The 22,478-nt window shown below is 70.0% G+C and carries 19 protein-coding genes; 8 read left to right on the top strand and 11 right to left on the bottom strand.

Annotated elements, in window-relative coordinates:
- Positions 1-5: 5 nt before the first annotated feature.
- The 3 genes from ACJ8AT_RS06655 to ACJ8AT_RS06645 all read right to left on the bottom strand — a co-directional run bounded on the left by ACJ8AT_RS06655 (position 6) and on the right by ACJ8AT_RS06645 (position 3,562).
- On the bottom strand, positions 6-698 hold the full coding sequence (locus tag ACJ8AT_RS06655) for a hypothetical protein (protein ID WP_407736773.1): 693 nt from the start codon (positions 696-698) through the stop codon (positions 6-8).
- 63 nt (positions 699-761) lie between these two features.
- The gene (locus ACJ8AT_RS06650) at positions 762-2,153 is read right to left on the bottom strand and encodes a serine/threonine protein kinase (protein WP_407736772.1); all 1,392 of its coding nucleotides are present in this window, start codon (positions 2,151-2,153) and stop codon (positions 762-764) included.
- Between the two features lie 146 nt (positions 2,154-2,299).
- Positions 2,300-3,562, bottom strand: coding sequence for an amidohydrolase family protein (locus ACJ8AT_RS06645; RefSeq protein WP_407736771.1), 1,263 nt, complete (start codon positions 3,560-3,562; stop codon positions 2,300-2,302).
- 96 nt (positions 3,563-3,658) lie between these two features.
- On the opposite strand from ACJ8AT_RS06645, the gene ACJ8AT_RS06640 reads away from it, so the two are divergent.
- Both ACJ8AT_RS06640 and ACJ8AT_RS06635 read left to right on the top strand, forming a co-directional pair.
- Complete coding sequence (locus tag ACJ8AT_RS06640; RefSeq protein ID WP_407736770.1) at positions 3,659-5,020, top strand: DUF4032 domain-containing protein; 1,362 nt, start codon at positions 3,659-3,661, stop codon at positions 5,018-5,020.
- Between the two features lie 9 nt (positions 5,021-5,029).
- Complete coding sequence (locus tag ACJ8AT_RS06635; RefSeq protein ID WP_407736769.1) at positions 5,030-5,338, top strand: hypothetical protein; 309 nt, start codon at positions 5,030-5,032, stop codon at positions 5,336-5,338.
- A gap of 3 nt (positions 5,339-5,341) precedes the next feature.
- Here the strand turns inward: ACJ8AT_RS06635 and ACJ8AT_RS06630 are convergent, their stop codons facing one another.
- A complete protein-coding gene (locus ACJ8AT_RS06630; RefSeq protein WP_407736768.1) occupies positions 5,342-5,713 on the bottom strand; it encodes a DUF423 domain-containing protein in 372 nt (123 codons plus the stop codon).
- A gap of 102 nt (positions 5,714-5,815) precedes the next feature.
- Between ACJ8AT_RS06630 and ACJ8AT_RS06625 the strand changes: the two genes are divergently transcribed.
- Positions 5,816-6,454 carry an SET domain-containing protein gene (locus ACJ8AT_RS06625; RefSeq protein ID WP_407736767.1) on the top strand — a complete coding sequence of 213 codons (639 nt, stop codon included), beginning with the start codon at positions 5,816-5,818 and terminating at the stop codon, positions 6,452-6,454.
- A 15-nt stretch (positions 6,455-6,469) separates the two neighbouring features.
- On the opposite strand, the gene ACJ8AT_RS06620 is transcribed toward ACJ8AT_RS06625, so the two are convergent.
- Genes ACJ8AT_RS06620 through ACJ8AT_RS06605 form a run of 4 tightly spaced genes read right to left on the bottom strand, consistent with a single transcriptional unit; the run spans position 6,470 to position 11,213 of the window.
- A complete protein-coding gene (locus tag ACJ8AT_RS06620; protein WP_407736766.1) occupies positions 6,470-7,681 on the bottom strand; it encodes an ABC transporter permease in 1,212 nt (403 codons plus the stop codon).
- Between the two features lie 7 nt (positions 7,682-7,688).
- Positions 7,689-9,215 carry an efflux RND transporter periplasmic adaptor subunit gene (locus ACJ8AT_RS06615; protein ID WP_407736765.1) on the bottom strand — a complete coding sequence of 509 codons (1,527 nt, stop codon included), beginning with the start codon at positions 9,213-9,215 and terminating at the stop codon, positions 7,689-7,691.
- A gap of 46 nt (positions 9,216-9,261) precedes the next feature.
- Entirely contained in the window at positions 9,262-9,999 is a 738-nt protein-coding gene (locus tag ACJ8AT_RS06610; RefSeq protein WP_407736764.1) for an ABC transporter ATP-binding protein, read from the bottom strand.
- The gene (locus ACJ8AT_RS06605) at positions 9,996-11,213 is read right to left on the bottom strand and encodes a TolC family protein (RefSeq protein WP_407736763.1); all 1,218 of its coding nucleotides are present in this window, start codon (positions 11,211-11,213) and stop codon (positions 9,996-9,998) included. Before ACJ8AT_RS06605 ends, ACJ8AT_RS06610 begins: the two co-directional genes overlap by 4 nt.
- Before the next feature lie 333 nt (positions 11,214-11,546).
- Here ACJ8AT_RS06605 and ACJ8AT_RS06600 point away from each other — a divergent pair, with 333 nt between their 5' ends.
- On the top strand, positions 11,547-12,473 hold the full coding sequence (locus tag ACJ8AT_RS06600; RefSeq protein ID WP_407736762.1) for an acyl-CoA dehydrogenase family protein: 927 nt from the start codon (positions 11,547-11,549) through the stop codon (positions 12,471-12,473).
- A gap of 82 nt (positions 12,474-12,555) precedes the next feature.
- Here ACJ8AT_RS06600 and ACJ8AT_RS06595 read toward each other — a convergent pair whose 3' ends face one another.
- Genes ACJ8AT_RS06595 through ACJ8AT_RS06585 form a run of 3 tightly spaced genes read right to left on the bottom strand, consistent with a single transcriptional unit; the run spans position 12,556 to position 17,082 of the window.
- The gene (locus ACJ8AT_RS06595; RefSeq protein WP_407736761.1) at positions 12,556-14,979 is read right to left on the bottom strand and encodes an O-antigen ligase family protein; all 2,424 of its coding nucleotides are present in this window, start codon (positions 14,977-14,979) and stop codon (positions 12,556-12,558) included.
- The gene (locus ACJ8AT_RS06590) at positions 14,976-16,340 is read right to left on the bottom strand and encodes a hypothetical protein (protein ID WP_407736760.1); all 1,365 of its coding nucleotides are present in this window, start codon (positions 16,338-16,340) and stop codon (positions 14,976-14,978) included. The genes ACJ8AT_RS06595 and ACJ8AT_RS06590 overlap by 4 nt, the downstream gene beginning before the upstream one ends.
- 25 nt (positions 16,341-16,365) lie before the next feature.
- On the bottom strand, positions 16,366-17,082 hold the full coding sequence (locus tag ACJ8AT_RS06585; RefSeq protein WP_407736759.1) for a hypothetical protein: 717 nt from the start codon (positions 17,080-17,082) through the stop codon (positions 16,366-16,368).
- 67 nt (positions 17,083-17,149) lie between these two features.
- Between ACJ8AT_RS06585 and ACJ8AT_RS06580 the strand changes: the two genes are divergently transcribed.
- The 4 genes from ACJ8AT_RS06580 (at position 17,150) to ACJ8AT_RS06565 (ending at position 22,416) form a co-directional block, all read left to right on the top strand.
- Positions 17,150-17,950 (top strand): hypothetical protein, encoded by an 801-nt coding sequence (locus ACJ8AT_RS06580; RefSeq protein WP_407736758.1) that lies wholly within the window; start codon positions 17,150-17,152, stop codon positions 17,948-17,950.
- Entirely contained in the window at positions 17,947-18,165 is a 219-nt protein-coding gene (locus ACJ8AT_RS06575; protein ID WP_407736757.1) for a hypothetical protein, read from the top strand. The genes ACJ8AT_RS06580 and ACJ8AT_RS06575 overlap by 4 nt, the downstream gene beginning before the upstream one ends.
- Before the next feature lie 64 nt (positions 18,166-18,229).
- Positions 18,230-20,476: a DUF2169 domain-containing protein gene (locus ACJ8AT_RS06570; protein ID WP_407736756.1), complete on the top strand. Its 2,247-nt coding sequence runs from the start codon at positions 18,230-18,232 to the stop codon at positions 20,474-20,476.
- Positions 20,473-22,416 carry a pentapeptide repeat-containing protein gene (locus tag ACJ8AT_RS06565; RefSeq protein ID WP_407736755.1) on the top strand — a complete coding sequence of 648 codons (1,944 nt, stop codon included), beginning with the start codon at positions 20,473-20,475 and terminating at the stop codon, positions 22,414-22,416. Before ACJ8AT_RS06570 ends, ACJ8AT_RS06565 begins: the two co-directional genes overlap by 4 nt.
- Positions 22,417-22,478: the final 62 nt, after the last annotated feature.

The following is a 22,478-nucleotide window of genomic DNA, read 5'->3' as shown; positions in this document are numbered from 1 at the left end:
AGCGCTCAGAGCACCTTCTCGATGGCGGTCTGCAGGTCCTCCTTGGACATCCAGCCCATCACCGACACCGTCGTCGCCAGCACCAGCGTCTGCTCCTCCCGGCGCACCTGCGCGGACGAGCCCACCTCCAGGCGCAGCTTGCGCACGTTCGTGCGCAGCGCCTCCAGCCCCATCACATCCCGCGCCAGCGCCTCCAGCACACTGAAGGCCCGGGTGCTCAGCGTCTCGAGCGCCGCGAGGCCCTCGGGCTCCTGGGAGATCCGCTCCCAGTCCACCTCCAGCTCCAGCGGAGTGCCCAGCGTGGAGGCCAGCGAGGCCTGACGCTCGGCCAGCTTGCGCTTCAGCTCGAGCCGGGTCGGCGCCGGAGGCCCTCCGCGAGACGGGTTCGCCAGCGAGGGCAGGTCATGCACGGTGAGGGATTCGATGCTCTCGGAGCGGACGAAGATGGCATCTGGCTCGGTGCGCCGCGCGTCGGTGCTCAACGCGTGGAGCACCACGAGCTTGCCGCTGCGGTGGTCATCGCGCTGCTCCAGGAGGAAGCCCTGCAGCTCCCGCCCGCTGCGCATGTGGAGCGTCACCTGCGGCAGCCGCACCGGCTCGCCCTTGGCGCGCAGGGCCTGGATCTCGGCCAGCCGCGTGAGCAGCTCCTCGAGGGTTCGGGCCTCCAGACTCTTGAGTGCTTTCTCCAAGGGGTCCACCGGGGCGTCTCCATCGCGAGGGGAGGGCTGGACGCTAGCACCAACGAGCTGCGCGGTTGGGGGTCATCGGGGATCCTCCGAGGCGGGCTGGCGGGGCTCGACCATGACAGCCCGCAAGCATTCGCCGTTGTAATCGAAACCTGCAGCGGCGCATGGGGGCGTCATCTTCAAGATCGACCAGCAGGCCCCAAGCACTTCCCTCTCCGCGCGTGGTTCGCAAGGGGGCTTCTTCTGCCCGGGAAATGGCTGCTTGGGCATCGTTGCGCTGATGGTGGTGTAGGGGGACACGTCGCGCGGGATCCTTGCAGCTGAAGCCAGCACTTCGGCGGCAACCCCCCCATCCGGAACCTCGGGAGCAGGTTGCTCAAGCGCCACATCTGGCTCCCTCGCAGGAGCAGGAGTCGGAACGGGCCCCTCGGAGCCGCCATGGATGGCGATGAGTAGCAGCGCGCTGGCTATTAGCCCGCCCCCCAGGGCCGCGACCGCTGTTGAGGCCCACGCCGGCCAGTGCCAGCGGAACCGCGGGCCTGGTGTCGAGGCCGTGTCCGCTGCGGCGGGTGTCGGGGCTATAGGCGCCGCTGCATCTCGCTCACCTGCAGCGGCAGCGAGGGCGACGGCCAGACTTGCGGCGGACGGGCGCGCTCGCCGTTCCTGGCTGAGGCAGGCCAGCATGAGCCTCTCCAGGTCCATGCTCACCGTGGCAAGCTCACGCGGTGGGAAGAGCCGGCGCTGGGGCAGGGAACCTTCCTCGGGCGCGGGTGGGTAGGTTCCCGTACACAGGCGATATGCCATGGCCCCCAGCGCGTACACGTCATCGGCCGGGCCTGCCTCGTAGGACTTACCGTTCTTCCGATGCGCCCAAGCCCAGCGCACGGCCTCGGGGGCCCGGTAGCACGAGGTGCCCGGAGGCAGCACCGTGTCGGTGATGCCCTTCGCCCCCTCGTACATTCCCGCCCCCCAGTCGAGCAGGATGGCGCGCTGATTGGGCGTCACCAGCACGTTGTCTCCCTTCACGTCCCGGTGGACTCCGCCCGCAGCGTGCGCGGCAGCCAGGGCGCCGACGAGCTGCGCGAGGACCTGGAGCACCTGGGCGGACGTGGGCTTCTGCTGCTGAGCCCACTCGTACAGGGGCAGGCCCTCCACCCACTCCATCACGAAGTATGGAAAGTCCCACCCGCTGCTGCTCTTCCACCAGCCCCTGTCCTCGAAGCGAGGGATGCTGGGGTGGGTGGTGCGCTGGAGCAGCCATACCTCGCGGGGGAAGCGGGGGTCGTCGACGTGAAGAGCGATCTTCAGCGCGAAGAGGCCAGCCTCGGGGTGGCCAGCGCGCGTCACCTTGAACACCAGACCGAAGCTGCCCTTGTCCCATCGCTCGCGGATCATCCACGGGCCGATGATGACGCCTGGCGCCAGCTCGGCATGCGGCTGCGCATGCGCCAGGCCGCTGTTGATCATGAACCCCTCCCAGCCAGTTACGAACACGGTACCCTACCTTATGAGTTGGGCTCGTGCCAGCCGGGGACGGCCTCATCTCGCTCACGACGCAACATCGGAGCGCGGCGCAGAGCGCGTCGGAGCACCTCGACCACAGCCCGCCCCGCTCAGGGCTCCCGGCGGTACACCTTGCCGCCCTTCATCACCAGCCGCACCTGCCGCAGCGCGGAGATGTCGTGCGTCGGGTCGCCCCGCACCGCGACGAGATCCGCCAGTAGCCCCTCCTTCACCTGGCCGAGCTGATCCTCCATGTGCAGCATGCGCGCGTTGACGGAGGTGGCCGCCCGGAGCGCCTGGGCGGGCGCCATGCCGTACTCCACCATCAGCTCCAACTCGCGCGCGTTGTCCCCGTGCGTGAAGACGCCCACGTCGCTCCCGTTGCAGATCGTCACCCCCGCGGCCAGCGCGGCGTGGAAGGACTCGCGCTTCTTGCGCAGGGACTCGGGCTCGGGGCTGGTGCCCTTCTTCCAGCCGCTGTAGCGCAGGAGCGCGTCCCTCGCGGCGAGGGTGGGGCAGAGCGCCACGCCCTTCTGCGCCATGAGCTTGAGCACCTCCGGCGTTGCCTCGTCCCCGTGCTCGATGGTCTCCACGCCCGCCATCACCGCGCGCCGCATGCCCTCGGCCGTGGACGCGTGCACCACCACCGGGCGCCCGCTGCTGCGGGCCGTCTCGACGATCAGCCGCAGCTCCTCCTCCGAGTACGTGGGCCGGGCCTCCCCGTGGGGGCCCCAGCGGTAGTCGCCGTAGACCTTGATCCAGTCCGCCCCCTTGCCGATCTGCCCTCGCACAGCGCGGATGAGGCCGTCCACTCCATCCGCCTCCTCCGCGCCCTGGGGCACGTCCCACTCGGCGGCGAAGCCCTTGGGGCCGTAGCTGCCCGTGGCCACCAGGGCGCGCGTCACCACCTTCATCCGCGGCCCGGGGATGATGCCCTGGTCGATCGCCTGCTTGAGCCCCACGTCCGCGTCGCCGGCCCCCTCCGTGCCGAGATCCCTCACCGTGGTGAAGCCGGCCATCAGCGTGGCGCGTGCGTGGTTGGTCGCCCTGGCCACCCGCACCGTGAGGGACTCCTTGAGCACCTGATCGTTCCACGTCGCCTCGTCATACGGGTGCAGGAGCAGGTGCGAGTGGCCCTCGATGAGCCCGGGCAGGAGCGTGGTGCCCGGCAGCTCGATGACCTCCGCACCCTCTGGCGGCGTCACCTTCGCGGCGGGCCCCACGGCGGCGATGCGGTCCCCGCGCACGAGCACCACCCAGCCCTCGTGTGGCTGCGCGGTGACTCCATCGAAGACCCGGGCGGGACGCAGCAGCGTCGTGGTGGCGGGAGCGGCAGGGAAAGCGGGGGGCTGGGCGGGAGTGAGCGTGGGCACGAGACAGAGCAGGAGAGCAAGGGAGGGGAGGAGGGCGCGCATAGAGCCCGGGGAGAATATGCTTGAGGCTCGACTCGTGCTCTGGGAAGAGACGCCATGCCGCCCACCGGACTCACCGCCATCCAGATCCGTCAGGGGCACCCGGACTTCCTGGATCTGCCCTGGCAGCTTTCGCTCGCGGAGTGGGAGGGCAAGAGTCCCCGGCTGGTCCAGGTGCCTCGGGGCCTGTCGCGGCACGAGGTGCTCTTCGTCAGCTACGGCAAGGTCATCTATGCGCTCAAGGAGCTGCCGCCGCGCGTGGGCCAGCGCGAGTACGAGGTGCTGCGCGGCTTGGAGGAGCGCGGGCTGCCCGCGGTGGTGGCCGTGGGGCTGGTAAGGGCCCGCACCGGCGCCGAGTCCGCCGGCGGCGAGGAGAGCAGCATCCTCATCACCCGATTCCTGGAGGGCTCGCTGCCCTACCGCACCCTCTTCATGAACCAGGGCCTGGAGCGCTACCGCGAGCGGCTCCTGGACGCCATGGCGAGCCTGCTGGTGCGCCTGCACCTGGGAGGTTTCTACTGGGGGGACTGCTCCCTCTCCAACACGCTGTTCCGCCGGGATGCGGGCGAGCTGCAGGCCTACGCGGTGGACGCGGAGACGTCCGAGCTCCACGACAAGCTCTCCGAGGGCAAGCGCCTGCACGATCTGGACATCATGGAGGAGAACATCGCCGGCGGCCTGGCGGACCTGGCGGCGATGGTGCCGCTGCCTCCCGAGTTGAAGGACGTCTTCGAGACGGGCCCCAACATCCGCAGGCGCTACGCGCGGCTCTGGGAGGAGATCAACAAGGAGATCCCCGTCGCCCCGCAGGAGAGCTACCGCATCCACGAGCGCATCCGCGCCCTGAATGATCTCGGCTTCTCGGTGGGAGAGGTGGACCTGGTGGCCAGCGGCGAGAGCGATCACCTGCGCATGCGGACCATCGTCACGGATCGCAACTACCACCGTCACCAGCTCCACAACCTCACGGGCATCGTCGCCGAGGAGAAGCAGGCCACGCTGCTGCTCAACGAGATCCAGGAGCTCAAGGCCACGCTGGCGCGCGAGCTCAACCGCAGCACCCCCTTGAGCACCGCGGCGTTCCGGTGGCTGGAGGAGCGCTTCAACCCCACCATCCAGAAGCTCCATCCGGTGAAGGGCGGCGCGGACCTGTCGGAGCTGTACTGTCAGGTGCTGGAACACAAGTGGTTCCTGTCCGAGCGCGCCAAGAAGGATGTGGGCCTGCAGAAGGCGATCGACGACTACGTGGAGCTGCGCAAGCAGCAGAAGGATCCCGTTGTGACTGCGCTCCTGCTCGGGGGGCCAGCCTCGCCCTCGCTCCCTCGGCCGGTGGCAGCGATAAGTCCGTCCGATGGGACGCAAGAGCCAGCGCCCCCGGCTGAACCCCGGCCGGTCGACAGCACCAAGGGAGGCCGTTAGTTTTCAGCCATGGCGACGACCCGCATGTCCATCGATTCCCCTCTGGCCGTCGAGGTGGCCTTCCGCCAGGAGATGGTCGGAGCGCTGCGGCGCGTGGGGGAAAAACTGGAGACCATGCTCGCCGAGCTGAAGGGGCTCGAGCGCGAGCTGCGCACGCTCACCGGCCCTCCGCGTGAGAAGCGCATCGCCCTCTACCAGCAGATCCGCTCGGACGCGGAGTACCAGCGCTGGTGCCTCGTGGTGCAGCGCGAGGCCATGGGCCTGTTCGATCACTCCGAGGTGGACCTGATGTACCCGGTCCCCCCGGTGGTGAAGTGAGGCTCAGGCGCCCTGGCGCCAGACGGCCGCGGCCAGCATCGCCCAGCCGGCCAGGAAGCCCACGCCCCCCAGCGGGGTGATGGCGCCCAGGATCCGCACGCCCGTGAGCGCCAGCGCGTAGAGGCTGCCGGAGAAGAGGACAATGCCCGCCGTCATGGCCCAGCCCGCTCCGGACAGCAGCGGCGAGGGCCGAAGCTGCGCCACCAGCCCGATCGCGATGAGCCCCAGCGAGTGGTACATGTGATAGCGCGCGCCCGTCTCGAAGATGGTCAGCAGGTCCTCCGGGAGCCGGGCCTTCAACGCATGGGCTCCAAAGGCGCCCGCCGCCACCGAGAGGAAAGCGTTCACCGCGCCCAGCACAATCCATAGCCGCATCGTCGAGCGCCTTTCATCAGAGGTCCGAGTGCGGCAAGGTACACCGGCTCGGGCGAGGCGTCTCGCCCCGGTGTCTCCCTCGCGACTGTGCCTTGGCTCTCGATGACCGACTCCACCTCGAAGAAGCGAACCTCCTCCTCTTCCTCCAGCGCTGACAGCTCGCTGCCGTTCGAGCTGCGCGAATCCTCCATCCAGGGAATGGGCGCCTTCGCCACGCGCCGCATCCGCAAGGACTCGCGCATCATCGAGTACACCGGAGAGCGCATCACCCAGGACGAGGCGGACGAGCGCTACGACGACGAGTCCATGTCGCGCCACCACACCTTCCTCTTCACCCTGGACAAGAACACGGTGATCGACGCCGCCGTGGACGGCAACGAGGCGCGCTTCATCAACCACAGCTGCGATCCCAACTGCCAGGCGCTCATCGAGGGCAAGAAGATCTTCATCTACGCGCTCAAGGACATCGAGCCGGGGGAGGAGCTCGTCTACGACTACGCCTACGAGCGCGCCGAGGGCATGGACGACGAGTCCGAGCAGCTCTACGTCTGTCGCTGCGGCGCGAAGAACTGCCGGGGCACCATCCTCGCCCCGCCCAAGCCTCCCGCCCGCGCCCGGAAGAAGGCGGCCAAGAAGGCCAAGAAGGGGACGAAGCAGAAGGTGACCCACGCGAAGAAAGGCCCCCGGAGCCAGAAGAAGGCGGGCGGCGGCGCGGGCCCCCGGAGCCGCAAGCGGGCGTAGCGGGGAGCCCGGCGGCTACTCGTAGCGGAGGGACTCGATGGGTGTGAGGCTCGCGGCGCGGCGGGCGGGCCAGATGCCGAAGAACACGCCCACGCCTCCGGAGAAGGCGAAGGCCACCAGGATGGACTGGGGCGCCACGTCCGTGTTCCACCCCGCGAACTGCTGGAGCGCGAACGAGCCCCCCACCCCCAGCAGCAGCCCCAGCGCTCCGCCGACCAGACACAGCACCAGCGACTCGATCAGGAACTGCATCATGATGTCGCTCGGCCGCGCGCCCAGCGCCTTGCGCAGGCCGATCTCCCGCGTGCGCTCCGTCACCGACACCAGCATGATGTTCATGATGCCGATGCCGCCCACCACCAGGGAGATCGCCGCGATGCCCGCCAGCAGCAGGGTGAACGTCTGCGTGGTCTCCTGCACGGTGCTCAGCAGCGAGGCCTGATCGCGGATGTTGAAGTCCGCCTCCTGGCCGGGGCGCAGCCGGTGCTCGCGGCGGAGGATCTGGTTGATCTCCACCATGGCGTCATCCATCTTCTCCTGGCTCACGGCCTGCACTCCGATGGAGCGCACGCGATCCGTGCCCATGATGCGGAACTGCGCGGTGGCCAGCGGGACGTAGATGCTCTCGTCCGGGTTCGAGAAGCCCTGGGCTCCCTTCTCCGCGAGCACGCCGATCACCTCGAAGGGCACGCCGCCGATGCGGAGCGTCTGCCCCACCAGCGCCTCGGCCTTGGCGTTTCCGAGCTGCCCGCCCACCAGCGCGCCCAGCACGGCGATCCGGCGCCGCCCCCGGTCCTCCGCGTCCGTGAAGAGCCGCCCGGCGGCGATCTGGTAGTTGTTGATGCCGAAGTACGAGGGCCACGTGCCCACCACGGACATGTTGGCGTTGCTCGGGCCGTACTCGACCTGGATGCGGGTCTCCATCTCCGGCGCCACGGCCAGGATGTCCTGCGGGTTGGCTCGGAGCGCCTCCGCGTCGTCCACGGAGAGCAGCGCCTGCCCACGGCCCACTCCGCCCGCGAAGGACTGGCCGGGGCGCACGGTGAGCACGTTGGCGCCCAGCGTCTTCAGCCGGGCCTCCACCTGAGCCTGCGCCCCCGCGCCCAGCGCCACCATGGTGATGACGGCCGCGATGCCAATCACCACGCCCAGCATGGTGAGCAGCGAGCGCAGCTTGTTGGCGACGATGGCGTCGAGCGCGACCCAGAGGATCTCGAGGATCAGCATGGCCGCGTCACCTGCCGCCGCCGCCGCGCGAGCCACCGCCGCCCGCGCCGGGAATCACGCCTCCGTTGCGCTGCCTCATCCGATCCAGGCTCTGCTGCTGCTGCTGCTGGAGCTGGGCCACGGACACCAGGTACACCTGCTCTCCCTCCTCCAGGCCGCTGATGACCTCCGTGTTGTCCCAGTCGCTCAGGCCCAGCATGACGCGCCGGGGCTGGGGGGCTCCGTCCTGCTGCACGAAGATCACTCCCGGGCGCCGATCCGCGTTGCCTCCGCGCCCCTGGCCCGAGCCACCGCCATGGGATCGGAAGCGGCCTCCGCTGCCCTCCGCCGCCCCCGCCCCCGCGGGCCTGCACTGGCGCAGCTGCTCGCGGTCTGCGTCCGACAGCGCGGCGAAGCCTCCATCCGAATGGAGACGCTCGAACAGGGCCTTGCACTCCGGGGAGGGCTCGGCTGCGGGCGCGGTCGCGCTCGCGGGAACCGGCTCGCCCGGAGAGGACGGTGCACCTGAACCCGCGGGAGCGCCCCAGCCGCCGCCTCCTCCGGGCGGCCGCAACTGCGCGCGCACCGCCGCCTCGTCCAGCCCGAGCGCGCCCGCCGCGGTGGCGGCCTCGCGCATGCCCACCACCGCCGAGTTGGGAATGGCGATGACATTGTTCCGGCTGGAGACCTCGATGGAGACCTCCGCGTTCATGCCCGGCTTGAGCAGCCCCTCCGAGTTCTTCAGGTGGATGAGCACCGGGAAGAGGGTCACGTTCTGCTCGACCACCGCCTGCGGCTCGATCTTCACGACGTCGCCGGTGAAGGCGCGGCCCGGGTAGGCCTCCAGCGACACCTTGGCCGTCATCCCCGGCTGGATCTTCCCGATGTCCGTCTCGTCGATCTTCGCGCGCACCTGCATGTCCGACAGGTCCGCCATCTTGAACAGCGTGGTGCCTCCGGACACGTTGGAGGTGGCCGAGGCGATGATCTGCCCCGGCTCGATGGTGCGGTCCAGGATGGTGCCGGCGATGGGCGCGCGGATCGTCACGTCCTGCCTGCGGATCCGAGCCAGCTGCAGGTTCGTGTCGGCGCGCACCATGGCCGCGCGAGCAGTCGCGGCCGCGTCGACCGAGGTCTCCAGCTCCTGCTGGGTGACGACGCCGGAGGCGCGCAGCTCCTCCATGCGCTTGCGCTGGGCGTCGACGACCTGCACCTTCACCCGGGCGGACTCGAGGTCCGCCTCCGCCTGGGACAGGGCGTTCTGGACGTCCCGGGGATCGATCTCCGCCATCAGCGCGCCTTGCGCCACCTGGGTGCCCGTCTCGACGAGCACGCGCAGCACCTCGCCCGAGGCCTTGGACTTCACCTCCACCACGCGGATGGGCTCCAGCAGGCCGGACGCGTCGGCGACGATCGCCAGATCCATGCGCTTGGCCGCGGCGGTGGGCAGCGGGTGCTCGGAGCCCTTCTGCTTCGAGCGGTCGCGCACGTAGAACACGGCGCCACCGGCCAGGGAGAGCACTGCGATGATGAGGAACAGCCGTTTCCAGTTCACGAGCGCTTCTCCCTGTGCGCCAGCTCGCCCCGCGGGCCCCACCCGTTCATCCCTGCCTCCGGTCGTCCCGCTCGATCACGCCATCCTTGAGGAAGAGGATCCTCTTGGCGTGATCGGCAATGTCTTGTTCATGGGTCACGAGCATCAGGGTCTGGCCCTGGGAGTGGAGCTCGCCAAAGAGCGCCATGATCTCCTCGCCCGTCTTGCTGTCGAGTGCACCCGTGGGCTCGTCCGCCAGCAGCAGGGCGGGTTGGGTCACCAGGGCGCGGGCAATGGCCACGCGCTGGCGCTGGCCGCCCGACAGCTCGTTGGGGCGGTGGTCCTTGCGCGCCCCGAGCCCCACCTTGTCCAGCAGCACCGCGGCCCGAGCGCGGCGCTCGCTCTTCTTCACGCCCGCGTAGACGAGCGGCATCGCCACGTTGTCCAGCGCGGAGGCGCGAGGCAGCAGGTTGAAGCTCTGGAAGACGAAGCCAATCTCGCGGTTGCGGATGCGCGCCAGCTGGTCCTCGCTCAGCCCCGCCACGGGCTGCCCGTTGAGCCAGTACTGCCCGTCGCTCGGGACGTCGAGGCAGCCGATCAGGTTCATGAAGGTGGACTTGCCGGAGCCGGACGGGCCCATGACGGCCACGTACTCGTTGCGGCGGATCTCCAGGCTCACCCCGCGCAGGGCGTGGACGGTCTCCGAGCCTACCTGGTACTTCTTCGTCAGCGCCTCGACGCGGATCACCACGTCCGAGACGGTGCGGCCTCCTGGAGTGGCCTGGGGCGCTCCCGCCGCGCTCACAGCTCTCTCCCGAGGATGGACTGGAGCTCCGCGCGGGAGAGCAGGTAGTCGAAGCGCAGGCTCACCAGGGTGGTCTGGGCCTGCACCAGCGCGGTCTGGGAGGTCAGCAACTCCAGGATGGTGGTGGCGCCCAGCCGGTAGCGCTCCTGCTGCACGCGCAGATCCTCCTCGGCCACGGCCACCGCCTGCTGGTTCAGGGCGATCCGCTCCTCGGCGAGCAGGAGCTGGCTCAGCACCCGCTCGGCCTCGGCGCGCACGGAGCGCTGGGTGTCCTGGAGCAGGGACTGGGCGACCTCGGCCTGGGTCTGCGCGCGCACCATGCCCTGCTCCCGGACGAAGCCATCGAAGATGGGGTAGGCCAGGCCCAGGCGCACCGACCAGCTCGAGCGTCCTCCCGCCAGCCCGAAGTCCTGGTTGAACCAGTCATAGCCCGCGGACAGGCGGACCGAGGGGTAGTACTGCGAGCGCGCCGTGCCGATGCCCGCCTCCGCGGAGGCCACGGCCGCCTGCGCGGCCCTGATCGAGGGAGCCACGGCCACCAGGTTGTTCACCACCTCCTCCCGCGAGGACTTGAGGGGCGTGGGCTCGGTGGGGCCGGAGTGAGTCGGGGCCACGGGCCCGTCCGCGCCGACGAGCCGCCCCAGGCTCAGGGCCGCGACGAGGCGCTGGTTCTCGGTCTGGAGGAGGGACTCGCGCGCGGTGCTGACCTCGAGCTGCGCGCGGAGCAGATCCGAGCGCGTGGCCGAGCCCACGGTCAGGCGGCGCTCGGCGAACCCCACGCCCTGGTTCGCCCGCTCGATGCGGGCCTTCGCCACCGCCATCAACTCTTCCGCGCGCAGCGCGTCGAAGAAGGCGCGCTCGACGGAGAACTCCACACTGAAGAGTTGCCCGACGAGCTGGGCCTGGGCGGATTGGGACTCCGCCTCGGCCCGCAGCCGCTCGTTCTTCCGGCGGAAGCCGGTGAACACGTCCCAGGCGGCCGAGAGGCCCGCGCTGTACGAGTCGGCGGAGCCGGTGACCGTGGTGCCGGTGGCTGGGTTGAGGCGCTCGGCGCTGGCCAGCGAGCTGCTCGCGCTGAGGCCCAGGGTGGGCAGGTAGGCCCCGAAGGCGGTCTTCTCGGCCGCGGCCGTCGTCCGGATGGAGCCCTGGGCCTGGACGACCTGAGGGCTGTACTTGCGCGCTCGGGAGATGGCCTCCTCGAGCGTCATGCTCATCCAGGGTGCTTCCTGCTGGGGCTGCTCAGGCGGTTTGCCCTGTTCCTGCTGGGCCTGTGGGGGGGGCTGGGCCGGCTGGGCCTGTGCAGGTGGCTGGGCCGGCTGCGCCGCGCTGGGGCTGGGAACCAGCGCCAGGGCCAGGAGCCCCGCAATGAGGGCTGGGAGGTGAGCGCGCGGCGGTTGCCTGGGGGAGGTGAGCATCGTCGGATGAGCGTGCGATTCCAGGAACAGGACCCCGGGGACGGCCGAAAGTTAAATTCTCCGATCATTCTCCCCGAGTCACCACGACGACTTGCGGGGAAAGAAGCTGCGCTGATGGCCTAGAGTGGCCCCGTGGATGAAATCCTTCGGTTCCTCCTGACGACTCCTCCTCCTCAGCCGGGCTCGCTGCTCACGCTGGAGGCCTGGTGGCAGCAGCACCTCGGGCTGGCCTCACGCTTCCCGACGCCGGTGGATCTGGCGCTCGCTGGCGGCTTCATGGCGGACCGGCTGGGCTTCGCGTTCGCCTCGGGCTACCACGCGGCGCTGCGCTGCCTCTTTCCGCGAATGACACCGGATCACCGTGGGGCGCTCTGCGCCACCGAGGAGAGCGGCGCCCACCCGAACGCCATCCAGACGCGCCTGTCTGGTGAAGGGGGCTCGCTGCGGCTCTCGGGCACCAAGGCCTTCGTCACCCTGGGTACGGCCGCCGACACACTGTTCGTCGTCGCCAGCGAGGGACAGGACGAGCAGGGCCGGAACCGGCTGCGCGTGGTGATGATCGACTCCCAGCGCGAGGGGGTGCACCTCACCGCGCTGCCGCCCACGCCGTTCGTCCCGGAAGTTCCCCACGCCGTGCTGGAACTGCGCGACGTGGCCGTCTCGCCCGAGGAGGTGCTGCCCGGGGATGGCTACACGCGCTACCTCAAGCCCTTCCGGACGACCGAGGACTGCCATGTACACGCGGCGTTGCTGGGCTGGCTGCTCCAGGTGGCACGCCGCTCGGGCTGGCCGGAGCGCATCCAGGACGAGGCGCTCGCGCTGGCGGTGACGTTCCGCGGACTCGCACAGGAGGAGCCCTCTTCACCCGCGGTGCACGTGGCGCTCGGTGGTGCGCTGGAGCTCTGTCGCCGACTGGTGAGCAGCGTGGAAGAGCAGTGGCCCCAGGTGGACGCGCAGACGCGAGAACTCTGGGAGCGCGACAAGCCTTTGCTCGGGGTGGCCGGCAAGGCTCGGGCGAAGCGGCTCGAGGTGGCTCGCCAGCGGCTGGCGGGCAAGTGACACGTTGACGTAGGCCCTGCGGACTCTGGGGCGCCCTGATTCCGTGAGCGGCGGGTGCTTGTGGAAACTTCATCCGGAGCCTTCAGGGCCGGCTCGGGTCCGCGCCCAGCCTGCGTAGGGCCTCGCGAGCCGAGGCATGGTCCGGCTGGAGGGTGAGGATCCGCCGATATTGCGCGAGGGCCTCCTGCGGAGTGCCGGCCTGTTCGAGCACATGAGCGAGCACGAGGCGGGCGTCCACGCTCTCGGGAGCTTCCGTCACCGCGTCCGAGGCCGCCTGATGTGCCTCATCGATACGCCCCAGGGCCAGCAGCGCCGTCGCCAGGTTTCCAGAGGCCGCGACCCATGCGGCCGTGTCGTCATACCAGTCGCCGTCGAGCGCTTCGCGCAACAGTCTGGCGGCTTCCTCCGCCTTGCCGTCCATGAGAGCGAGATAGCCAAGCTGGGCCCGCGGAGGACCGAAGCGCGGGTAGAGCTCGAGTGCGCGCGAGGCATAGCGCCGGGCCGTGGGGTGGTCTCCCAGGCGGAGCGCGGCGTTGGCGGCTCGGAAGTGGAAGGTGGCGTCGTGAGGATCCCTGGCGAGCGCATCATCGAACGCGGCATAGACCTGGGCGGGCGTCGCCATCTTCAGGGCCGCGAACTCCGCGAGCATCGATCCCAGGTTGGCGCGGTTCCGCGCATCCGCGGGCACGAGCGAGACGGCATGCTGGAAGGCCGCCAGTCCTTCGGAGAGCCGCCGCGTGCGCATGGCGGGATCGGCCGTGAGCAGGGCCGTCTGTTGGAATGCGGTGCCCAGCCGCGCGAAGTAGAGGTCTCGCGTGGGGTCCAGCACGGCGGCGTTTGCGTAGGCGGCGAGAGCCCGCTCGGGGGCTCCGGGGAGCAGCAGGTCTCCCTCATGGGCCGCCAGGTTCGCCCGGTACGGCCGGAGCACCAGGAAGTACGCCGCCCCGAGAGCCAGTCCCCACGCCGTCACGCGCACCCAGGCCCGCGGCGCATGGGAGGAACGCGCTGCGGCGGGAGGGGCATCGGCAGACCGCGCTGCTCTTGGGAGAGCGAAGAGCAGCCAGACCATGGCACCGGCCAGGACGAGCAGCGCGATCCAAGCGCTGCGCCCAACTCCATCCCTGCTCCAGGGACCGCCCAGGAAGTTGTACGCGAACACCGCGAGCGAGAGGGCGGCAGCACACCCCAGCGCGGGCGCCGGGGATGCAGGTGGATCCTCCAGGTCCGGTGCCGCCAGCCCTGAGAGCACCCCGGCGAAGGTGAGGAAGAGGGTCCCCGTCGCGGTGACGGTGAAGCCCACGGCGCCCTGGACACAGAAGGCCACGAGGCCCGCGAGGACAGCCAGCACGAGAGGCTGGTCCTCGCGCCGTGCTAGCCGCCAGGCCCGCGGGCCCGAGAGGACCAGGCCCACGGCCATGACGAGCACCGCGCCGACGCCAACCAGCCCTTGCGTCGCGAGCACATGCAGCGCGTCCGAGTGGGCGCGGTACGGCGTGGTGGCCCACTCGAGGAGCCAGTACTCCGGCTCGCGGTGGCGCTGGAAGGCGAGCGCGAAGGCATCCAGCCCACAGCCCAGGAGCGGATGGTCGAGGAAGATGTTCCAAGCCGCGCGCCAGATGAAGTGGCGGGCGCCGGGATCCGTGAGGTGGCGGGCCCGCTCGGAGAGCAGGGACGGCAGAGCGCCTGGGAGTGGCAGCAGGAGCAGGAGCGCCGCGAGCACTCCCACCCCGGCGGCGAGGCCCAGCCCCCACCGCAACGCAGCTCTCCGTGGCCCGAGTCTGAGCGCGCCGAGCCCGAGGAGGATCAGCGCGGCGGCGAGCGCGGCCCAGGCGGCGCGGGACAGGGAGGCGGCGATGGCGAGCATGCCCAACAGGCCGGTGACGGCAAAGGGCGCCCGGGCCATGCCCCGGGCCCGCAGTCCGAGGACAGCCACGAGCGGCAGGGCCATGGCCAGGTACGCGCCGAGGAAGTTGGGGTGCGAGAGCGTGGAGAAGGGACGGACGGCCTCGGCGAACGAGGCAGCGCGGGTCCAGGGCATCGGGTCGAAGCCCAGCACCTGGAGCAAGGCATAGGTGGAGGTGATCGCGGCTCCGAACACAGGAGCCAGGAGCAGGCGACGCGCGGCGTTCGGAGTACGGCATGCGGCACGCGTGGCGAAGAAGAGCCCCGCACCGGCGAGCACGGTGGGCAGACCAGCGAAGGAGTCCGGGTATCCCACGAGCGAGGTCCACCGGCTGATGGACGCCAGGGTGGAGGCGCTCGCGGAGGCCGTGAAGAGGAGGATGCCCAGGGACAGGGGCTCACGCCTCAAGGCGCGGGCAGGCACCCCCAAGGCTCCCAGGCCGGCGAGCCCCACCACCGCGAGCAGCAGCAGGGCGACCTTGTTGAACTCGAAGTGCTCGGTGGTCGCGTGCGAGAAGACGAGGGGCGAGAGCGCGAGGTGGACGAACAGGACGAAGCCCGCCGCGGACCGCGCTCCCGGCACACGGAGTGCCCGCGGGCTCACTCCACCTTGACCGTGGCGAAGGTGTCGGGGATCTCCTCGGCCTCCGCGGCGACGTGGTAGATGCCCGGCGTGGAGGGCGCCGTGTAGTTACCACTCGAGGAGATGGTGCCCCCTCCGCTCTCCAGGACGCGCCAGATGAGCGCGGGCGTGTAGCCGACGTCCGGCCCATAGGTGATGCCCGAGGAGATGGAGGCGGAGAAGGCCGTGGCCGCACCGGGGCGCAGCGAGACGGTGCTCGGGTTGATGACGAGCGAGTACACCGGCAGGCTCGTGACCAGCACGGGGATCTCCGCGCGCTTCGTGGGATCCGCATTGCTCGTCGCGACGATGGTGTACCCGGCGGTGGAGGCATTGCCCGAGAGCTGCGGCGCCGTATAGACGCCATCCGCGGTGATGGAGCCGCCATTGGACTCGCGGACGCTCCAGGTGACGCTCGGGTCCGTGGCGCCGGAGACGCTGGCAGAGAAGCTCTGCTGGCCGCCGGGAGGAATAGAGGGAGTGCGAGGAGCGATCCAGACGGAGATGGCCGAGGGGGCCTGGACCTCGACAGCGGTCTGGGCGCGCTTGGCGCTGTCACTCTGGGGGGCCACGGCGACGTGGAAGAGGCCCGTGCGGAAGGGCGCGAGGTAGAGCCCGTTCGCGGTGATGCCGCCGCCCTGCGGTTCGATGACGCTCCACTGAAGCGACGTGGAGTACCGGACGCCATACACCGCGCCATCGAAGGGCACGAACTGACCCGAGACGACCGTCGGGTTGACGGGGGAGAGGGTGACGGAGGCCACGAAGCTCGTCGTCACCGTCACCGTCGCGAAGTTCTTCGCGCGGGAGTCCGCCACGCTGGTGGCCTCCACGTGGATGGTGCCCGCGGTGGCTGGGGCGGTATAGGTGCCATTCTCGTTGATGGAGCCACCGGCCGGGCCTTCCTGGACGCGCCAGGTGACGCGACGATCCTGGGTCCCGGTCACGGTGGCGGAGAACGTCTGCCGTCCGCTCGTCTGCACGGAGACGGGGGTGGGAGTGACGGTGATGGCGACGCTCGTGGGTGGAGTCACGGTCACCGTAACCGTGGCGCTGCGGGTGGGATCCGCGACGCTGGTGGCCTTCACCTCGAAGGTCCCCGCGCTCAAGGGAGCGGTGTAGACACCGGAGGTGGAGATGGTGCCAGCGGAGTCTCCAGCGGGCACGCTCCAGGTGACGGAGGGATCCTCCGAGCCCTTCACCTCCGCGGTGAAGGTGATGCTCTCTCCCGCGGAGACGGTGGCGGACTCGGGGTTGATGGAGACCTGGATCTCGTCCTGTGAGCACCCTCCAAGGAGAACTGCGGCGAGCAGGAGCCAGGAGCAGAGGACGGAGCGGCGCACGTGGAATGCCTCCAGGCGCGGGATGTCAGTACCGCCCGCCGCCTACCGCGCTCACGATAGCCGACAGGACGCGGTTCTCCACGCCCCAGACCGCCTTGTTCACGCCCTTGACGCCGGCGCCGCGCAGGTAGTCCGTGAAGTCATGCAGCGCGGTGGAGCGCTGCAGCCCCTCGCTCCCCGCCGCGAAGACGAACACGTCCGGCGCGCCCGTCATGCCCAGCCCCGGAGAGGCCTCGGAGAGCGCCTTCGGGTCCACGCCCGTGACCGCCGCGAGCATGCCCACCGTGAACTTGTGCACCGGCAAGTCCCGCGCGTTGGGGATCTTCTTCAGGATCTTCGCGCTGTCCTCGGGGCCGTCGGCCAGCTGCTCCAGCTTCACCTTCGACATGGCAAGGAGCTGGTCGTTCGACAGGTGCTTGTTGTCCAGGATGGCCCGCGTGAAGAGGCTCTCCATGGTGTCGCCCTTGATCTGGATGCCCGAAGCATCCGAGGCGCGCATCCGGGTGATCATCCCGGCAATCGCCTTGCCCACCTCGGTGTCCGGCCCGCCGCGCCAGGCGCCCGGCATCGGCTGGGCGGCCGCCTTCGTCACCGGGGCGTCGAAGCTGCTGCGCTGCACCGCGCTCACCGTGTTCGTCGCCGCCGCGGGCGCCGTCTTCGCGGTGGCCATGGGGCGGGTCTCCGTCTGAGGAGCCGTCGTGGAGGGCCGCGGGGCGGAGGGGCGGGGACCGATGGTGCTCATGGACGGCTCCTGATCAGGACGGGAGAGACAAACGCGGCCATTATCTGCCAGTCTCAGTGGAAGTTGCATGCCCTTATTTCCCTCTGAATTCGCCGATTTGCTGACGCCTCGGGGCCTCCGGATTCTCAGAGGACGAGACCCGGAAGCGTGTGGCGCGCTGCTCCGGGTGCCGCCTCAGCGCTTCATCTCCCTGATGGGCGTGGTGGACGCGAAGAAGGCCGCCGCGTGCCGCAACGCCCTGGAGGAGGAGCTGCGCGACACGCTCACGGAGATGGATGATCCCATCCCTCCGGAGAGCCTGCTGGGGATGACCGAGAACTACTCGGAGCTGCTGCCCAAGTCGGTTCGCGTGCGCACCGCGCTCCTGGGGAGCAGGCGCTCGCGCTCGTGGGGCGCGGCCGAGCGGGTGGGGCTCACCGCCATGCTGCGCTCGGAGAGCTTCGCCACCTTCGCGGCGGCGGTAAGCGGGCGCGCGCTGCGGCGACGGTGGGGCATCCAGGTGCTGTGCTATGGGCCCGGTGACTACACAGGTCCCCACAATGATCACCACCCGGAGGATCTCGACGCCCGGGACGGGTACGTGGACATGCACCTCACCCTGGCCACTCCGGCGGTGGCGCACCAGTGGCTGGTCTACGCCAAGGGTGGCCACTTCACGGAGATCTCCAACGTCAACACCGTGGGAGGGGTGACGGTGTACCGGCTGCCCTTCTGGCACTACACCACGCCGCTGGTGGCCCGGCCCGGAGCCGAGGATGGCGCGCGGCGTTGGGTGCTGCTCGGCACGTTCCTGGATGCGCCCCGAGAGCACCGCCGTGGCACCGCCATCGAGCCGCCCAGTCCCGCAGCGAGGAGGAGCACGACATGAAAGAGCAGATGGAGAAGCGCCTGGAGGAGCTCAGGGCCGAGCTGGCCGCGGGAGAGAAGCTCCTGGCCGAGCTGCAGGCGAAGCAGGCTTCGGTGCAACAGACGATGCTGCGCATCGCGGGGGCCATCCAGGTGCTGCAGGAGCTGCTGGGGCAGGAGGTGGGCCCGGCGCAGGAGGCGTCCCCGGACGACGGCGAGGAGCCCCCCCTAACGTAGTCCTCCTCCTGAGGGACTTTGGGGAAGGGGAGGAGGGACAGCTAAGCTCTAGCGCCGAGAAGTCATGCACATCCTCAAAGACACCGTCATGGAAGTGGGCTACCTGATCTGGCAGGTCCGCCCGCCACGTCCTTCGCTGACGGTCGTCGCCAAGGCCACGTTCGCGCTGGTACCGGAGGAGCCCTGTACGCTGGCGGCGGAGCAGCACCCCGTGACCGGGCCCCTCTTCCATGAGGATGATCCAGAGCGGAGCATGCGGCTGGACACGGACCTGGCCGTTTGGAAGACGCGGGGCGAGTGCTTCCTGGCTGGCACGTGCCACCCTCCCGGCGGCAAGCCCGCCCAGACCTCCGCGGTCTCCTTTCAGGTGGGCAAGGTCGCCAAGACGCTGGCGGTGATCGGCGATCGCACCTGGTCGAGTCTGGGGGTGCTGAGCGCTCCGAAGCCGTTCACGGCCATGCCCCTGTGCTACGAGCGCAGCTTTGGCGGGCCCGGCATCGACGCCAATCCCCTGGGCAGCCCGGTCCCCAACATCGAGGATCCCCGCAATTTGATCACCTCTCCTCGCTCGCGCCCGAAGCCGGCCGGGGCCTTCCCCGTGCTGCCGGACTGGAAGAGCCGGCTGAAGCGGGCGGGCACCTACGACAAGAAGTGGCTCTCCCAGCGCTGGCCGTACTTCCCCGAAGACTTCGACGGGAGCTTCTTCAACGCCGCCCCCGAGGATCAGTGGATCGAGGGCTTCTGGCGGGGAGACGAGGAGCTCGTCCTCCAGAACCTCCACCCGAAGCACTCGGTGCTGCGCACGCGCCTGCCCGCCCTGCGTGCTCGGAGCTTCCTCGTGGAGAAGGGCACTGGGTTTCGTGAGGTCCCCTTGCGCCTGGACACGATCTCCGTGGACGCGGATGCGGGCCTTGTCTTCGTGCTCTGGCGCGGCATGGTCGAGGTCAAGACGGAGGCTTTGGAGGAGGTGGACTTCCTCTACCTCGCGCACGAGCCGCTGGCCGCGCCCCTCTCCCAGGAGGCCCATCAGGCCCGCTTCGAGCAGAAGCTCGTGGAGCGGGAGAAGGAAGACGAGGACTTCGAGCCCGAGGCCCCTCCGCCTTCGCCCGCCCCCGAGGTTGTCGCGGCCCCGCCGAGCGAGGAGCCCGAGCCTCCCCTGGCTCCCGAGGCCGAGGCGGCGCTGAAAGCATTGATCGCGTCGGCTCCTCCGGAAGCGTCGGACTCCGAGGACGACACGAAGGGCGCCCCAGCGCCAAAGGAGACGGCCGCGGCGCTGAGGAAGTCTTTCGCCGCGGCCGGCCTGGAGAAGGACAAGGCAGTCCAGGAGCTCCTCGCGGGCCTCGAGGTTCCGGAGGCGGCCCCCGGCGCCGTGGCAAGCCCGAGCGAGGAGAACCCTCGCGAGCGGTTCCTCCAGAGCGTGAAGGCCAAGAAGAGCGTCGCGGGAGGAGACTGGACCGGGGCCGACCTCTCGGGGATGGACCTGCGTGGCATGGATCTGACTGGAGCGATCCTCCAGGGAGCCTCCCTGCGGGAAGCGCGGCTGGATGAGGCCAAACTCGAAGGCGCCATTCTCGCGGGGGCGGAGCTCACGAAGGCGAGCCTGCGAGGGGCATGCCTGGATGGGGCGGATCTCACGGGAGTGCGCGCCACCTTCGCCATCTTCGCGGAGGCGAGCCTGGAGGGCGCCACGCTCAGCGGTGGGGACTTCTCCGAGGCCTCCTTCAAGAAGGCCCAGTGCGCGGGCGCGGAGTTTGTCGAGGCGCGCCTGCTCAAGGTGGATCTGCGGGAGGCCTGCCTTGATGAAGCGGATCTCACGGGCGCCCGGCTGGAGGAGGCTCGGCTCGACGGGGCGAGCCTCCAGGACGCGGAGCTGGCAGGAGTGGATGCCAGCCGCGCCTGCTTCGACGGTGCCAACCTCACCCAGCTCCGTGCTTCTCGGGGGGTACGTATGGCCCAGGCCTCCTTCAAGCGCGTGCAGGCGGCCCATTCCCGCTGGGGGGGCGCCTTCCTGGACGAGGTGGACTTCAGCTTCTCCGAGCTGGAGCGAGCCGATTTCAGCGGGGCCTCGCTGGTGAAGGCCCGCTTCAGCGGCTGCAACGTGTCCCACGGGCGTTTTGCCAGCGCTCGGATGGTGGGCGCGTCGATGCTCAAGGCCAATGTCTTCGAGGGGCTGTTCGAGGCCGCGGACCTCTCCCACGCCGATCTGCGCGGCGCGAACCTCTTTGGCGCCGAGTTCTGGAAGGCCCAGACGGCCTCCACGCGGCTGGAGCAGGCGATCCTCACGCGCACCAAGCTGGCGGGCCGGTCATGAGAGTGCTGCGGACCGCGCAGGAGGTCACCCAGGAGTACGAGCGCGAGGGCCTGCGCGAGGTGCTGATTCAGGGCGTGCGCCTTGCGGGCTACGTGTTTACCTCCCGGCCGCTCGTCCGAGTGCGCTTCGAGGACGTGGACTTGAGCGGTGCGCGCTTCACCGACGTCCAGCTGATGGAGGTGGTGTTCCGGGGAGGGAGTCTGCGCGAGGCGGACTTCTCGGGAGTACTGCTCCATGAGGTGGACATGGAGGGAGAGGGGGCGCGGCGGGTGGATGCCACGGGGGCGCGCTTCACGGAGGTGGATCTTCATAAAGCCCGCCTCGGAGGCGCATGCCTGGTGGGGGCTCACCTGGAGGACGCGCTGTTGACGGACGCGGATCTCTCTCGGAGCGAGCTGACCGGGGCCTTCCTCTCGGGAGCGGATCTTTCAGGGGCCAAGCTGGTCGAGGCGCGAGCCGAGGGAGCAGACTTTCGCGGCGCGGTGCTTCATGGCGCCAACCTGGAGAGAGGGCAGTTCTCCAACGCTTGCTTCGCCGAGGCCCTCCTCACGGCGTGCAGCCTCAAAGGGGCCAACCTGAAGGGCGCCGATCTGGAGCGCGCCGATCTGAAGGAGACCGCCCTGGCCGAGGCTGCCGTCCTGCCCACCCGGCTCGTCCGAGCGCGGCTCCCCCAGGCGAAGCTCACGCGGCTCTCCCTGGCGGGGGCGGATCTGCGGGGGGCGGATCTGCGGGGGGCGGACCTGCGGGAGGCGGTGCTGGAGGGAGCGGATCTCTCCGGCAGCACGCTCGACGAAGCGGATCTCGGCGGCGCTCGCCTGGACAAGGCGGATCTCCGGCAGGCTTCCGCGCTGGGAGCTCGCTTCGAGCAGGCCTCGCTGCGTCAGGCCCGGCTGGAGGGCGCTCGTGTGGGAGGAGCGCGCTTTCAGGGGGCCACGCTCGCGGGCGTGGCGCTGGAGGACTGCAACCTGGAGGGCGTGGACCTGCGCCAGGCCCGGCTGGAGGGAGTGAAGTTGGCGCGGCTCGCCCTGCCTGGGGCGAACCTGGAGGGCCTGGAGCTGCGAGGGGTGGATCTCTCCGGGAGCGATCTGACGGGAGCGAGGCTGGGAGGCGCACGACTGGAGGGCGCGCTGCTCGAGGAGACGGTCCTTTCCGAGGCCATGCTGGGCAAGGCGCAATTGGTGGGCGCACGTCTGGCCGGCGCGCTCCTGGAAGGCGCGGATCTGAAGGAAGCGAACCTGGAGAAGGCTGATCTCGAGGGCGCGCAGCTGGCGGGGGTGTCGCTCTCGGGAGCGCGCTTGGTGGGCGCGCGGCTGGTGGGCGCCGATCTGGATGGAGCCAACCTGGAAGGGGTTCAGCTCCAGGGCGCGGACCTGACCCGCTGCAGCATGGTGGGGGTGCGCGCGGCGCGGCAGGACTTCTCCCGCTGCGAGCTCACCGACGTGGATCTCTCCCAGGCCGATCTCACTGCGGCGAACTTGTCCGCCGTCTCGGGCAAGCAGGCCAACTTCTCGGGGGCCCAGCTCAGCGAGGCCCGGTTGCGCCAGGCCCGCCTGCGCTCGGCGGACTTCTCCAAGGCCCGCTTGGAGCGGGCGGATCTGTCCGAGGCTGATCTGCGCGATGCCCACTTCCGGCATAGCGTCGCGCTCAAGGCGTCCTTCACGCGCAGCCGCCTGGACAAGGCCCTCTTCACCCACGCGGATCTGCGCAGCGCGGACCTCTCCCATGCCCAGGCGCCTGGGGCCAACTTCTCCCACGCTCGGCTGGATCTGGCGGACTTCACCTCCGCCGTCCTGAAGGGGGCGAAGCTCCACCGGGCGACGGAGGCTGGGACGCGTTGGAACCAGGCGGTGTTGACGGACGTGGAGCGGACGGATCAGGCCCTGGCTGCCGCCGAGGATTTCAAACCCGGTGGGTCGGGTGGTGCCGCTCCAAAGGGGTGACCCGCCGCACGAAATGGCCCATGGGGTTGCTTCCCCTCAGATGAATTCGGGAGACTCAGGGA

This window comes from Hyalangium sp. (assembly GCF_045802625.1).
Taxonomy (GTDB): Bacteria; Myxococcota; Myxococcia; order Myxococcales; family Myxococcaceae; genus Hyalangium.
Note: the sequence above shows the minus strand (reverse complement) of the source record. Positions and strands in the feature narration are given on the sequence as shown.